We start from the raw sequence: 12,872 nt of genomic DNA on the forward strand, positions 1-12,872 counted from the left end.
ACCACCGGCACCCGGCTCGGCACCGGCCCCCTGCGCCTGCTCCCGCAGGCCGTGCCCGTCGTCCTGCTGCTCGCGGTCGCGCTCGCGGCGGTGTGGCCCGGCGGTACCGAGGGCGGCCCGTACCCCGTCGACACACCCGGGTTCGCCGTCGTCGACGGCTCCGACTGCGCCCGGGGCGACGTGCTGACCACCTGCACCGCGCCCGTCGCCGGTCAGCGGTCGACCGTGCCGTGGTGGCGTGACGCGCTCGGCCTGTGGTGGGACCGCGTGCTGCTGGTCGCGATCGCGGTGTTCGCGCTGCTGACGGGACTGGCCGCGTTCCTCCTCCACCGCGCGCCCCGGCTGGAGGACGACGACCGGGTGCGGCGGACGGTGGTCACCGGGGTCTCCTCCTGGGTGCTCCCGATCCTGACGAGCCTGCTGGTGACCGCGAGGGCCGTCGGCGACTACGGAGCCGTCCTGGTGTTCGTCGCGGTCGCCACGGCCGTGCCCGCCGGGGCGATGGCGGCGTGGCAGTACCTCGCGACCGGCCCGGCCCGCGGTCGGCTGCGGGAGCGGGTCGGGTGGTCGGCCGTCGCGGTCCTCGCCACGCTGCTGTTCGGCTCGGTCCAGGTGCTGTGGGTGGGACTGGCCTCCGGTCTGCTCGACTGAACCCGGTCGGACCGGGTCACAGGCGGGGGAACAGGGCCTGTGGTCGGGGGAGCGCTCCCGACAGCGAGACGCACTGCTGGGAGACCCGGGTGGCCAGCGCGGGCAGGAACGGCGTCAGCTCGGTGGCCAGCGCGCGGCACGCCGTCAGCAGCACGGAGATGGCCGCGTCGAGCCTCCTGCCCGCCTCGACGTCACCGTCGCGCTCGGCGCGGGCCAGGTCCCACGGCCGCACCCGGTCCACGTGGCGGTTGGCCTCCTCCACGATCCGCCACACGGCCGCCGTCGCCCGTCGGAAGTCGAAGTCGGTGATCGCCGCGTGCACGAGGTCCGGCGCGTCCCGGCAGGCCGCCGCCAGCGGTTCCGCGTCGGCGTCGGGCCCGGTGACGACGGGTGGTCGGCCGTCGCGGTAGCGGTGGACCATCACGGTGACCCGGTTGACCAGGTTGCCCAGCCCGTTGGCCAGGTCCTCGTTCGCGCGGGCGACGAGCTTCGCCTCGGTGAAGTCCGCGTCGCCGACGCGCGGCACGTCCCGCAGCAGCCACCACCGCACGGCGTCGGAGCCGTACCTGGCGGCCAGCTCCACCGGGTCGACGACGTCACCGCGCGACTTGCTGATCTTGCGGCCGTCGGTGGTCAGGTAGTCGTGGACCAGGATGTCGGTCGGCAGCGGTTCGCCCGCCGACAGCAGCATGGCCAACCAGTGGACGGCGTGGAAGCGGACCACGCCCTTGCCGATCACGTGCACGCGCCGGTCGCCCTCCACCCACCACCGCCGGTGGTTCGAGCCGCCCACGCCGTAGCCGAGGCTGGAGATGTAGTTGCCCAGCGCGTCCCACCACACGTAGACGACCTGGTCGGGGTCGCCCGGCACGGGGATGCCCCAGCCGTGCGCTCGCTCCCGCGACCGGGAGGCGCTGAAGTCGTGCAGCCCGGCGGCGATGAACGCCAGCACCTCGTTGCGGCGCGCGGCGGGCTCGATCCGGACCACGCCCGCCTCGATCAGGTCGCGGAGCCGGTCGGTGTAGCGGGACAGCCGGAAGAACCAGTTCTCCTCGGCCACCGACCGCGGCTCCACGTCGTGCTCGGGGCACTTGCCGTCCACCAGCTCGGCGGGCTGGTAGAACTGCTCGCAGCCGACGCAGTACAGGCCTTCGTAGTGCTTGCGGTACAGGTCGCCCGCGTCCGCGCAGGCCTGCCAGAGCCGTTCGACGCCGGTGCGGTGCCTGGGGTCGCGGCTGGTGCGGATGAAGTCGCTGAACGACAGCGCCAGCGGGTCGCGCAGCGCCGCGAACGCCGCCGCGTTGCGGTCGACGAAGTCGGCGGTCGGCAGGCCCTCGACCTCGGCGGCCAGCACGTTCTTCAGCGAGTTGTCGTCGGTGCCGGTCAGGAACCGCACCCGGTCGCCGCGCAGCCGGTGGTGGCGGGCCAGCGCGTCGGCCTGCACGAGTTCCAGCGCGAACCCCAGGTGCGGGCGCGAGTTGACGTACGGGATGGCGGTGGTCACGTAGTAGCGCGACATCGGAACCTCTAGGTGCGGGGGGCTCCAGCGGCCGGGACCCCCTGGGACGGGGGCCTCGGACGTCGTCATCCGTGCAGCGTCGGCGGCCCCGCGTGGCGGGGCGTCATGACCGGGGACGACGAGGACATGGCGGCGACGCTAGCAGCGCCACCGCCCGTGCCGCGCCTGGTTTTCGGTCTTCCGGCCGTCAGGCCGGACCCGGTGGTTCAGCAGCCGATGCGCTGCGAACCCAGGGCGATGTCGTCCAGCCAGAGGTCGTGGCGGTCGGTGTTCGGCTGGTAGAGCTGCCAGCCGAGCTTGACCGTGTCGAACTTCGGGAACAGGAAGTCGACCTGGTTGCCGCCGTGCTCGCGGGTGGACACGGTCAGGTCCGGGTTGGTCACGCCGTCGAACCACAGCGTGATCCGGTTGTCCGCGGCGTCCATCCGCCACTCCACGCACTGCCACACGCCGGCCTTCGACGGCGCCGACTCGCGCCAGTTCGTCCAGTCACCGGTCGGGCCGCCGTCCGCGCCCACGCCCCAGAGCGCCTTGCCCAGCGTCGGCACGTACTGGCCGCCGAGCGGGCGCACCACCTCCGGGCCGTCGCCGGTGGTCTCGACGAGCGTGTAGTGCGCCCAGTCCGGGGCGGACGGGAACGCCTCGACGCGCACCCGCACCCGGCCGTAGAAGCTGTTGCCCGGCGCGGCGAAGTCGTCCACCTTGAGGAACGCGCGGCCGTTGCCCTCGGTGCGCACGTGCAGCACCTTCTGGCCGCGCCGGTCGCGTTCGACCTCCAGCGAGCCGTTGCGGGTGTCCACGCCCCACTTGAGGCTCGTGCCCGCGCCGGTGGGCACGTCCTGGAAGTCCTCGCAGAACAGCAGGCCGGGACGGGAACAGCTCTTGAGCCGGTGATCGGCGTGGTCTCCGCCGGCGGCATCCGCGACCGGGAGGGCGACGACGGACAGCAGGGCGGCGAGGACCGCCGTGGACAACCGTTTGCGCACGGGTAGCTCCTTCTGCGCTGAGGGGGCAGCAGGAAGCTATCGGCTCTGGGAACGCTCCCATACCTCTGAGCGGCGCAACACGGGTGAGCCGGAGGGCGGTTTACTCGAAGCGGGTCGGGTCGCCCGCGCCGAGGCGGACGATCTCCGGCTCGCCCTGCGAGAAGTCGACGACGGTGGTCGGTTCGGTGCCGCAGTCGCCCGCGTCGAGCACCGCGTCCACCACGTGGTCGAGCCGCTCCTTGATGTCCCAGCCGTGCACCAGCGGCTCCTCCTGGTCGGGGAGCAGCAGCGTGCTGGACAGCAGCGGCTCGCCCAGCTGCGCCAGCAGCGCCTGGGCGACCGGGTGGTCCGGGATGCGGGCGCCCACCGTCTTCTTCTTGGGGTGCATCAACCGGCGCGGCACCTCGGTGGTCGCCGGGAGGATGAACGTGTAGCTGCCCGGCGTCGCCGCCTTGATCGCGCGGAAGACCGCGTTGTCCACGTGCACGAACTGCCCGAGCTGGGAGAAGTCGCGGCACATGAGCGTGAAGTGGTGGCGGTCGTCCAGGTGCCGGATCTGCCGGATCCGGTCCAGCCCCGCCTTGTTGCCGAGCCGGCAGCCGAGCGCGTAGCAGGAGTCGGTCGGGTAGGCGATCAGGCCGTCCGACTTGATCAGCTCGACCGCCTGGTCGATGGACCGGCGCTGCGGGTTCACCGGGTGCACGTCGAAGTACCTCGCCATGTCAGGAGCTTAATGCCCTGATCGTCCGCACGCGGAACGCCCGTCGGCACGGGGGCGGGACGGACGTCGACGAGCCGCCGATCCGGGGACGTGCGGGCCGTTCGCCGCGTCCACAGCCCTTTTCCGGTCGGCACGCGAGGAGAAGTTCCGGTTGGGACGGTTGGCTATGGTTCATCCACATCGGTACCCGTCGGTGGCGGACCTCCTCGGGCGATGATCACCGGGGACCTCCGGGGACTTCCCCGATCCGGTCACCGCCGACCGTCGATCGAGACGCGGAGGACGCTGATGAGCGGGCTGTACCGGTTCGACGACATCATCGTGGGCGCGGGCGGCGCCGGTGCCCCGCTGGCCGCCCGGCTGAGCGCCGACCCGGGTCGGCGGGTCGCGTTGGTCGACACCGGACCGGACCACCGGACGACCGCCGAGGCGCGCGGCGACGGGAGGTCCGCGGTCGGGGAGACGATCGCGATCCGGGGCATGCCGGAGGACTTCGACACCTGGGCGGCGGCCGGCAACCCCGAGTGGGGCTGGTCGAAGGTGCTGCCCCACTTCCGCGGTCTGGAGAACGACCTCGACTTCGGCGGCGAGTTCCACGGCCACGACGGCCCGCTGCCGATCCGCCGCCGGCGGCCCGAGGAGCTGACGCCGGTCCAGCGCTCGTTCTACGAGGGCTGCCTGGCGGCCGGGTTCCCGGACGTGGCCGACCACAACCACCCGACGTCGAGCGGTGTCGGGCCCGCGCCGTCCACCCGCCGGGCCGACGGCGTGCGGGTCTCGACCGCCACCGCCTACCTCCCGCCGGAGGTGCGCGCCCGCCCGAACCTCACGAGCATGTCCGGCACCCCGGTACGCCGGGTGCTCTTCGCCGGCGACGCCGTGCGCGGGGTCGAGGTGTCCGGCGGTGGGGCGGTGCTGGAGCTGCGGGCGTCCCGCGTGGTCCTCGCGGCCGGTGCGGTGGGCTCGCCGGCCATCCTGCTGCGCTCGGGCATCGGCCCGCACGACGACCTGCGCCGGCTCGGCATCGACGTGCGGTCGGACCTGCCCGGCGTCGGCGCCGGTCTGGTCGACCAGGTCCGCACCGGCGTCTTCCTGGTGCCCAAGCGGGGCATCGACGACCTCGGCGGGGCGACGGGTCGGATCGTGCTGCGCACGGCGTCGGCCGGCGCGGGGCGGACGAACGACACGTACTTGGCGGTGGCCGACCACCTCGACCTGGCGACCCGCTCCCCGCACCTGCGGCACGCCGCGCGGACCGATCGCGTGATCGACCTCCTGGTGGTCGCACGTGAACCCGGTTCACGAGGCCGCGTCACGATCGGGTCGACGGACCCGCGGGAAGCGCCGCGGGTCGACCTCGACCTCCTGTCCGCGGACAAGGACCACCAGCTGCTGGCCGACGGGTTGAGGATGGCGTGGGAGCTGGCGCGGTCACCGGCGATCCGGCACCTGTCCGAACGGGTCGTGCTGCTGGACGACGCGGTGATGAACTCCGACGACGCCGTGCGCGACTACGTCACGGCCACGGCGGAGCCCGCCGGCAACCCGGTCGGCACCGCGCGCATGGGCCCCTTCGGTGACGCCCGCGCGGTGGTCGACCAGCACTGCGCCGTGCACGGCGTGGAAGGCCTGTACGTCGCGGACGCGTCCGTGGTGCCCACGACGGTGCGGGCCGACGTCGACCTGTCCGTGATCATGATCGCCGAACGGGTCGCGGAGTTCCTGCGCACGGCCTGAAAACCGTTCGGGTCCTGGGGCGGCGGTGCGGGAACGTGCCGCCGCCTTCGGCGAATCATGGGTGTCGTTCCCGTTTCCACCTCGTGAGAGTCCTTTGCCGACGGTGGTTCACACGATCGCGTGGATGACGTCCACGGTCGGATTCCAGTGATCATCCTAAGTGGACAGGGCGGTGCGGTCGGGTCAGGATGCCGGTGACACCGGGAAGTCTGGTGCGGAGATCCTGCGGCACTCCCGGTCGTCCCGCGTTTCTCGTCACCTGAAAGCAGAAGAACCACTCATGTCCCGCACGACTCTTGATGCCTCCCCGCATGGGCACCGCGACTCCCACGACCCCGAACGCCGCCCGCTCCCCGTCCACCTCGTCGGCTCGCTGCCGCGCCCGTTGTGCGACGACCCGGTGACCGCGATGGACTGGTTCCTCCGGCACCGGTGCGGCGCGGCCCTGACCGCCCTGCCGTCCGACCGCGACCCGCGGTGGATCATCGACTGGCTCACCCACCACCTGTCGTCCGTGCCCGCCCTGGAACAGGTGCGCGGCGGTGAGAGCCGCGGGTACGACGACATGCCGTACTACCGCGTCCGACCGGGGTGCCGGCTGAGCCCGGACGACCTCGGGCTCGGGCGCGTGCGGCAGGCCGAGGAGGCCTTCGCGGCGCTGGACCGCCTGCGCGTCGCCCTCCCCGTCGACGTCCCGCGCGTGCAGGTCGGCATCCCCAACGCGCTGGACCTGGCGGTGTTCGCGTTCGGCTCGATCGACGCCGCGCGCGAGTGGATGCCCGCCGCGCAGACCGCCGTGCTGAACGAGGTGGCCGAACTCGTCGCCCGGTGGGGTGACCGGGTGCAGCTCCAGCTGGAGACGCCCCTCGAGCTGGTGGCCTACCACCGCACCCCGCCGGAGGCCTGGTCGGCGCTGACCGCCGAGCTCATCGGCCAGGTGGCCGGGGTCCTCGCCGCCGCGCCGGGCGCCCGGTGGGTGCTGCACCTGTGCTACGGCGACCTGGAGCACGTGCCGGTGTTCACCCCGACCGACCTGCGGCCGGCGGTGGTGTTCCTCAACGCGCTGGCCGACCTGCTCACCGCGCACAGCCTGCCGATGCCGACCGTGCACCTGCCCGCGGCGAGCGGCGCCAACCCGCCGCCCACCGATCCCGCGTTCTACGACGAGCTGCGGCACCTGCGGCGCGGCGTGGACGTCATCGCGGGCCTGGTGGCCGAGGAGCACCCGGAGGAGACCCGCGAGGCGTTGCGGCTGACCGTGGAAGCCCTGGGCGTGCCGGTGGCCGGCATCGCCGCCGCGTGCGGCTACGGGCGGCGCACCGAGGACGCCGCCGCGGCGAACCTCGGGCTGGCCGCCCGGCTCGCGCGGGAGTGGAGCGTGCGCTGACCGGCGGGCGGTGGGGCGTCGGCACGGCGTCCCACCACCGGGGGGCCGCAGGCGTTCCGGGAGCGCTCGTGCTCCGCACGGTGACGACGCCGTGGCGGTGGGTGAAGACCATCGGTGATCGATGGGCCGGTCGGGGCGCCACGTACGGTGAAGGGCGGCTGCGCCGACGCCGACACCGAGGAGTACCCGACATGCCTGAACGGTCCCGTGCGAAGAGCGGGCGAGTGGTGCGCACGGAGCGGATCGCGCCGGAGATGATCCGGGTGGTGCTCGGCGGCGAGGGTCTTGCCGACTTCGCCGTCGGCCCGTACACCGACAGCTACGTCAAGCTCGCCTTCCCGCTGGAGGACGTGGTCTACCCCGAGCCGTTCGACCTCGGGGCGATCCGCGCGACGATGCCGCGCGACCGGTGGCCGCGGACCCGCACCTACACCGTCCGCAGGTGGGACGCGGAGGCCGGTGAGCTGTGGATCGACTTCGTGACCCACGGCGACGCCGGTGTCGCCGGGCCGTGGGCGGCCAAGGCCCAGCCCGGTGACGTGCTCCACTTCTCCGGACCGGGCGGCGGGTACGCGCCCGACCCGGACGTGACCTGGCACCTGATGGCGGGTGACGAGAGCGCGTGGCCCGCCATCGCCGCGGCGCTGGAGGCATTGCCCGAGGGTGCGGACGCCAGGGTGTTCGTCGAGGTCGACGGTCCGCGGGACGAGCAGGCCGTGCGGAGCGCGGGACGGGTGGACCTGCGGTGGCTGCACCGCGGCGGCGGACCGCGCGGCCGGCTGGTCGGGGAGGCGGTCAGGGCGCTGGAGTTCCCCGAGGGCGTGGTCCAGGTCTTCGTGCACGGCGAGGCGAACATGGTCAAGGACCTGCGGGGTCACCTGAAGCTGGAGCGGGGCGTGCCGCGCGAGCAGATGTCGATCTCCGGCTACTGGCGGCTCGGCGCGGACGAGGACGGCTGGCAGTCGTCCAAGGGCGAGTGGAACCGGCGGGTCGAGCAGGAGCAGGGTTAGCCCAGCGCGTCGCGCAAGCCGAGGCGGACCGGTGGTGGCAGCGGGTCGCGGGTCTGGAACGCCTGCAGGAAGTAGGCGACCAGGCGGCGCGAGGCGGCCACCGCCGCGTCCACCGAGTCCGTCACCAGGCCGTTGTTCGCCATCAGCACGAGCGTGAGGTCGTCGGCGGTGAAGTCCGGCCGCAGCCTGCCCGTCGCCTTGGCGCGGGCCACCAGCCCGGCGAACGCCTCCTCCGCCCGCGCGCGTTGCTCGTCCACCGGCACCGCGTCGGGGAACGCGGCCAGGAACGCCGCGCTGAACCCCCGGTCGCGCGCCTGCATCTCGCACAGCTTCTCCACCACCCGGCAGAAGCCGCGCCACGGGTCGGGGTCCTCGGCCGCCACGTGCACCGCGTCCGTGCAGGCCGCCAGCTGGTCCGCGAACACCTCCGTCACCAGCGACCCCTTGGTGGGGAAGCGGCGGTAGAGGGTCGCCACGCCGACCCCCGCGCGGCGGGCGATCTCGGTCATCGACGCGTCCAGCCCGACCGCGGCGAACGTCTCCCGCGCCGAGGTCAGGATGCGGTCGCGGTTCTGCCGCGCGTCCACGCGCAACCGAGACGTCTCACCGGGCACGTCTCTCACTTTAGCTCAAGTGGAAGGCCCCTTCCGGTTAGCGTGTTAGCGTCGAAGTGGAAGGTGGCTTCCACTTACGAGGGGTGAAGATGCGCGCAGCGCTGTTCGACCGGTACGGCCCGCCTGAGGTCCTGTACGAGGGCACCGTCCCGGACCCGGTGGTCCAGCCGGGTCAGGTGCTCGTCCGGGTCCACGCGGCGAGCGTCAACGGCGGTGAGCTGATGGGCCGGGACGGTCGGCTGAAGCTCCTGCTCGGCCGGCGGTTCCCGAAGCGGACGGGCATCGACTTCGCGGGCGAGGTCGTGTCCGGACCGGGCTTCGAGCCCGGCGCGCACGTGTGGGGCGGCCTGCCGCGCGGTTCCTTCGGCAGCGCCGCCGAGTACGTCGCCGTCGCCCCGGACCGGCTCTCGGCCAGTCCCGCCGGCCTCGACCTGGTGCACGCCGCCGCCCTGCCCGGCGTCGGCACCACCGCCATCACCGCGTTGCGGGACAAGGCGCGGCTGCGCCCCGGTGAACGCCTGCTCGTGCGCGGGGCGAGCGGGGGAGTGGGCAGCGTCGCCGTGCAGCTGGGCAAGGCCTACGGCGCGCACGTCACCGCGTTGACGAGCGGCGCCACCCTCGACTTCGTCCGGGAGCTGGGCGCGGACGACGCGCTCGACTACCGCATCGATCCCGCCCGGCTGGGCCGCTTCGACGTCGTCCTCGACACCCGCGGCAGCACGCCCGCCGCGTACCGACGCCTCCTCGGTCCCGGTGGCCGCATGGTCGGCATCGCGTTCCGCTCCGCCGCGGACGTCGGCTACCTCCTGGCCTCCTCGGTGTTCGGGTCGCGCCGGGTCCGGTTCTTCAGCGGCAACCCCACGACCGCCCTGTTCGCGGATCTCGCCGCGCTGGTGGAGAGCGGCGCGGTCCGGCCGGTGGTCGACACCGTCCACCCGCTCGCCGCGATCGCGGAGGCCCACCGCGCGCTGGAGGCCGGTGGCGTGCGCGGGAAGCACGTGGTCCGGGTGGTGTGAGGGACCGCTGCGGTCCTCGCGCCGACCGTCACCGGGGCGGAACGGCTGGTCGCGCGGCGGGAGCGGGGCGTGGTCGCGGTGGCGCTCAGACGGGTCGTCGCGACGCGCCGGCGATCACGGCGGCCACCGCGCACAGGACGGCGGTCCAGACCAGGGTGGCGTCGGTCGACGTGCGGTCCGCGACGATCCCGGCCAGCCACGGGCCGGCGGTCTGCCCGATCGCGAACAGCGTGGTGAACGCGGCCAGCGTCGCGGTCCAGTCGGCGGGCGGGACGGCGGTCCGGATGAGCGCGGTGACGGCGGCGGGCACGCCCATGAACGTCGCCCCGTAGACGATCGCGGAGCCGAGGATGACCGGCGGTGTCGGCGCGACCAGCGCGAGCGCCGACCCGGCGCCGAGGACGGCGAGCACCGCGGTGAGCGCTCGGGTGCCGGCCCAGGAGGTGATGGGTCGGCTCCACAGCACGGGCGCGGCCACGACGGCCAGGCCGAGGGCCGTCCACGTCAGCACCACCTGCCAGGTCGGGGCGTGCCGGTCGACCAGGTACGCCGACAGGAACGTGATGTAGGTGATGTACCCGACCGCGAACAGCAGGTACGCCAGGGCGATCCGCCAGAGCGGGCGCACCCGCGCCCGTCCCGGGCCGGCGGCGGGCGCCTCGCCGTCCACCCGTGCGGCGGTCCAGCCGACCAGTGTGGCGACCCCGGCGGCCACACCCAACCCGATCCAGGCCACGCGCCAGTCGTCGCCCAGCACCGGGATGGTCGCGCCGCCGAGCACGATGCCCAGGCCGGTGCCCGCGAAGTACACGGTGATGGGCGTGCCCGACCCGACGTGGCCGGCCAGTCGCGACGCGATGACCCCGCCGGCGATGAACACCACCGCTCCCGCCACCCCGGCGGCGGCCCGCGCGACCAGCAGCACCACGAAGTCGTCGCTGAGCGCGGTGGCCGCCAACGTGAGCGCGGTGAGCGCCATGCCCCAGCGGAAGGCGGTGGCGGTGCCCGTCCGGCGGACGACGGCGGACGTCACCAGCGCGCCGAGGAGGTAGCCGAGCCCGTTGGCGGTGCTCATCGCCCCGGCGGCGGCCAACGTCCACCCCAGGTCGTCGCGCATGGCGGGCAGGAGCAGCCCGTAGGCGAAGCGGGCCAGGCCCAACGCCGAGGCGGTGCCCAGCGCCAGCCGCGCCGCCTGCCAGGTCGCCCGGCCCATGCGTCCCCCAGAGATCGAACCGATCGGTACGACGTGGACGCTAGCACCTGATCGAACCGATCGGTACGATCTGTGCCATGCCAGTGGCCAAGGGCACGACCATCGACCCGGTGCGCACCCGGGCCGCCATCCTGGAGGCGGCCATCCCGGTGCTGTACGAACGGGGGCTCGACGGGATCGGCGTCGCCGAGCTGTGCGCCGGCATCGGGGTGTCCAAGGAGACGCTCTACCGCCACTTCGGCACCAAGGACGGGCTCGTGCGCGCGGTCCTCGAAGCGCGCAGCGAACGGACGACGCGGTGGCTGACCGAGTCCGTCGCCGCCGCCTCCGACCCCGCCGAGCAGCTCGCCGCGGTGTTCGACACCTTGCAGCAGTGGTACGACGAACCGGTCTTCCGCGGCTGCGCCATGGTCAACGCCGCCGCGCAGCACCACGTCGACCCGGTGCGCGCCATCACCGCGCGCCACCTCGACGGGTACCTCGCCCTGCTCACCGGGATCGCTGCACGCGCCGGCGCCACCGACCCGCACGTCCTGGGACGCCAGCTGCTCATGCTGGTCGAGGGCGCGACCGTCGTCGCCCAGCACCACGGCGCGGCCGACGCCGGCGACCACGCCCGCCGCGCCGCGCTCACCCTGCTGGCGGCCGCCGGAGCCTCCTGAACTCGCCCCGTTCGGCGGAGTGACACGTCGGCGGACGGCGGGACCATGGGTCGGGGGGCACTCATGGAATTCGGTCGAAGAACCTTCATCCAGGCAACCGGACTCGTGGCGCTGGGCTCGTGGGAGCGCGACTGGGACCGGCTGCGCCGCAAGCTCACCGGCAGGCTGGTACTGCCCGGTGACGACACTTACGACACCGTGCGCCGGCCGTCCAACACCGTCTACGCGCACCGCAGGCCGGCCGCCGTCGCGCTGTGCGCCGACGAGTCCGACGTCGCGCGGTGCCTCGACTTCGCCGCACGGGAACGGATCCCCGTCGCCGCGCGCAGCGGCGGGCACAGCTACGCCGGCTACTCGGTGCCCGAGGGCGGTCTCGTGATCGACCTCGCCGCGCTGCGCGACATCCGGATCGACCACCGAGGTCACGTCGAGGTCGGCTCCGGCGTGCGGATGCTCGACCTGTACGACGAGTTGGCCAGGGCCGGCCGGTTGCTGCCCGCCGGGTCGTGCCCCACGGTGGGCATCGGCGGGCTCGCGCTGGGCGGCGGCATCAGCGTCGTGGGTCGCGAGTACGGCCTGACGTGCGACCACCTGCTCGCCGCGCGGGTCGTGACACCGGGCGACTCGCCGCGCCGGACGGACGCGCACACCGAGCCCGACCTGTTCTGGGCGCTGCGCGGCGGCGGTGGCGGCAACTTCGGCGTCGTCACGTCGTTCCGGTTCGACACCGCGCCCGCCCGCGACGTCACCGTGTTCGCCCTGGAGTACGCGGTGGGCACGGCGACCGACGTGCTCGGCGCGTGGCAGGAGTGGATGACGGGCGCCCCGAACGGGCTGTGGACGGCCTGCAACGTCGGCGCAGGCACCCCGCCGCGGGCCAACGTCGCCGGCAGCTGGATCGGGCCCCAGGACGAACTGACCCGGCTGCTCGACCGGTTCACCGCGAAGGTCGCGCCGACCGTCCGCACGGTGCTGCCGCTGGACTACGGCAGCGCCATGCGGTACTTCGCCGGCTGCCTGCCCGCGTGCACGCCGTCCGACGGCTCGCCGTTCGTGGCCTCGTCCAGGATGCTGCACCGCCCGGTCGACCCGGCGCGGGTCGTCGCACTGCTGGAGGGGCGGCGGGCGGGCCGGGCCCAGTTCGACTCGTTCGGCGGCGCGATCGCGCGCGTGCACCCGGAGGCGACCGCGTTCCCGCACCGCCGGGCCATCGCGAGCGCGCAGGCGTTCGTCGACGTGGTCGACGTCAGCGAGGCCGAGGCCCGCCGCACGGTGGCGGACCTGCGCGACGGCATGGGCCACGACACCGGCTACGTCAACTACATCGATCCCGACATGCCGGACTGGCCGACCGCC

General features: G+C 73.8%; 12 protein-coding genes. 7 read left to right on the plus strand and 5 right to left on the minus strand.

The annotated features are described in order from the left end of the window. On the plus strand, positions 1–651 hold a 651-nt coding region (locus tag AB0G02_RS17540), incomplete at its 5' end, for a hypothetical protein (protein WP_360795057.1). 16 nt (positions 652–667) lie between these two features. On the opposite strand, the gene AB0G02_RS17545 is transcribed toward AB0G02_RS17540, so the two are convergent. From AB0G02_RS17545 to AB0G02_RS17555, 3 genes are all read right to left on the minus strand, one after another. Beyond that, positions 668–2,170: a methionine--tRNA ligase gene (locus AB0G02_RS17545; protein WP_360795060.1), complete on the minus strand. Its 1,503-nt coding sequence runs from the start codon at positions 2,168–2,170 to the stop codon at positions 668–670. Positions 2,171–2,376: 206 nt separating this feature from the next. Further along, positions 2,377–3,156: a hypothetical protein gene (locus AB0G02_RS17550; protein WP_360795063.1), complete on the minus strand. Its 780-nt coding sequence runs from the start codon at positions 3,154–3,156 to the stop codon at positions 2,377–2,379. Between the two features lie 100 nt (positions 3,157–3,256). Beyond that, the gene (locus tag AB0G02_RS17555; protein ID WP_360795066.1) at positions 3,257–3,877 is read right to left on the minus strand and encodes an L-threonylcarbamoyladenylate synthase; all 621 of its coding nucleotides are present in this window, start codon (positions 3,875–3,877) and stop codon (positions 3,257–3,259) included. A 288-nt stretch (positions 3,878–4,165) separates the two neighbouring features. Here AB0G02_RS17555 and AB0G02_RS17560 point away from each other — a divergent pair, with 288 nt between their 5' ends. The 3 genes from AB0G02_RS17560 (at position 4,166) to AB0G02_RS17570 (ending at position 8,011) form a co-directional block, all read left to right on the plus strand. After that, on the plus strand, positions 4,166–5,614 hold the full coding sequence (locus AB0G02_RS17560; protein ID WP_360795069.1) for a GMC oxidoreductase: 1,449 nt from the start codon (positions 4,166–4,168) through the stop codon (positions 5,612–5,614). A 280-nt stretch (positions 5,615–5,894) separates the two neighbouring features. Further along, on the plus strand, positions 5,895–7,001 hold the full coding sequence (locus AB0G02_RS17565; protein WP_360795072.1) for a hypothetical protein: 1,107 nt from the start codon (positions 5,895–5,897) through the stop codon (positions 6,999–7,001). Positions 7,002–7,192: 191 nt separating this feature from the next. Next, positions 7,193–8,011 (plus strand): siderophore-interacting protein, encoded by an 819-nt coding sequence (locus AB0G02_RS17570; RefSeq protein ID WP_360795075.1) that lies wholly within the window; start codon positions 7,193–7,195, stop codon positions 8,009–8,011. On the opposite strand, the gene AB0G02_RS17575 is transcribed toward AB0G02_RS17570, so the two are convergent. Next, positions 8,008–8,625 carry a helix-turn-helix domain-containing protein gene (locus AB0G02_RS17575; RefSeq protein ID WP_360795078.1) on the minus strand — a complete coding sequence of 206 codons (618 nt, stop codon included), beginning with the start codon at positions 8,623–8,625 and terminating at the stop codon, positions 8,008–8,010. The genes AB0G02_RS17570 and AB0G02_RS17575 overlap by 4 nt on opposite strands. An 89-nt stretch (positions 8,626–8,714) precedes the next feature. Between AB0G02_RS17575 and AB0G02_RS17580 the strand changes: the two genes are divergently transcribed. After that, on the plus strand, positions 8,715–9,641 hold the full coding sequence (locus AB0G02_RS17580) for an NAD(P)-dependent alcohol dehydrogenase (RefSeq protein ID WP_360795081.1): 927 nt from the start codon (positions 8,715–8,717) through the stop codon (positions 9,639–9,641). Between the two features lie 85 nt (positions 9,642–9,726). On the opposite strand, the gene AB0G02_RS17585 is transcribed toward AB0G02_RS17580, so the two are convergent. Next, positions 9,727–10,854, minus strand: coding sequence for a YbfB/YjiJ family MFS transporter (locus AB0G02_RS17585; protein ID WP_360795084.1), 1,128 nt, complete (start codon positions 10,852–10,854; stop codon positions 9,727–9,729). Positions 10,855–10,931: 77 nt separating this feature from the next. On the opposite strand from AB0G02_RS17585, the gene AB0G02_RS17590 reads away from it, so the two are divergent. Together AB0G02_RS17590 and AB0G02_RS17595 are read left to right on the plus strand one after the other, a co-directional pair. Next, positions 10,932–11,516 (plus strand): TetR/AcrR family transcriptional regulator, encoded by a 585-nt coding sequence (locus AB0G02_RS17590; protein ID WP_360795087.1) that lies wholly within the window; start codon positions 10,932–10,934, stop codon positions 11,514–11,516. A 63-nt stretch (positions 11,517–11,579) separates the two neighbouring features. Then, on the plus strand, positions 11,580–12,872 hold a 1,293-nt coding region (locus AB0G02_RS17595; RefSeq protein ID WP_360795090.1), incomplete at its 3' end, for an FAD-dependent oxidoreductase.

Source organism: Actinosynnema sp. NPDC023658, assembly GCF_040639995.1.
Classification (GTDB): Bacteria; Actinomycetota; Actinomycetes; order Mycobacteriales; family Pseudonocardiaceae; genus Actinosynnema.